This window comes from Bacillus sp. EKM501B, assembly GCF_011800505.1.
Classification (GTDB): Bacteria; Bacillota; Bacilli; order Bacillales; family Bacillaceae_G; genus Bacillus_A; species Bacillus_A cereus.
Genome location: NZ_JAALFZ010000058.1, coordinates 1 through 579, shown reverse-complemented (window position 1 = coordinate 579; position 579 = coordinate 1). Strand labels below are relative to the sequence as shown.

Sequence of the window (579 nt, the reverse complement as noted above, 5' to 3'; positions counted from 1 at the left end):
AAATGGCTGGGCTAGCTGGATTCGAACCAGCGCATGACGGAGTCAAAGTCCGTTGCCTTACCGCTTGGCTATAGCCCATCGAATTCTTACTTAATTATATGTAAGTATCCATTAGATTATTTGTAATTTTTAAAATAAAAATGGGGCGACTGATGGGAATCGAACCCACGAATGCCGGAGCCACAATCCGGTGCGTTAACCACTTCGCCACAACCGCCATGTTGTGTAAATATATTTGGCAGGGGCAGTAGGAATCGAACCCACACTGGAGGTTTTGGAGACCTCAGTTCTACCTTTAAACTATGCCCCTATGTAAATGGTGGAGGGGGGCAGATTCGAACTGCCGAACCCGAAGGAGCGGATTTACAGTCCGCCGCGTTTAGCCACTTCGCTACCCCTCCGAAACTTACATGGTGCCGGCTAGAGGACTTGAACCCCCAACCTACTGATTACAAGTCAGTTGCTCTACCAATTGAGCTAAGCCGGCGTATTTTATTAAAATAAATGGTGGCTCGGGACGGAATCGAACCGCCGACACGAGGATTTTCAGTCCTCTGCTCTACCGACTGAGCTACCGAG

5 tRNA genes are annotated in these 579 nt (G+C 48.7%); all 5 read right to left on the bottom strand.

Going from position 1 to position 579, the window contains the following annotated elements:
- Nucleotides 1-3: 3 nt before the first annotated feature.
- Nucleotides 4-78: transfer RNA gene (locus HFD78_RS29055), tRNA-Gln, on the bottom strand.
- 63 nt (nt 79-141) lie between these two features.
- Nucleotides 142-217: transfer RNA gene (locus tag HFD78_RS29050), tRNA-His, on the bottom strand.
- A 19-nt stretch (nt 218-236) separates the two neighbouring features.
- Nucleotides 237-310: transfer RNA gene (locus tag HFD78_RS29045), tRNA-Trp, on the bottom strand.
- Nucleotides 311-317: 7 nt separating this feature from the next.
- Nucleotides 318-401, bottom strand: a tRNA-Tyr gene (locus tag HFD78_RS29040).
- 10 nt (nt 402-411) lie between these two features.
- Nucleotides 412-487 (bottom strand) — tRNA-Thr (locus HFD78_RS29035).
- Between the last annotated feature and the right edge of the window lie 92 nt (nt 488-579).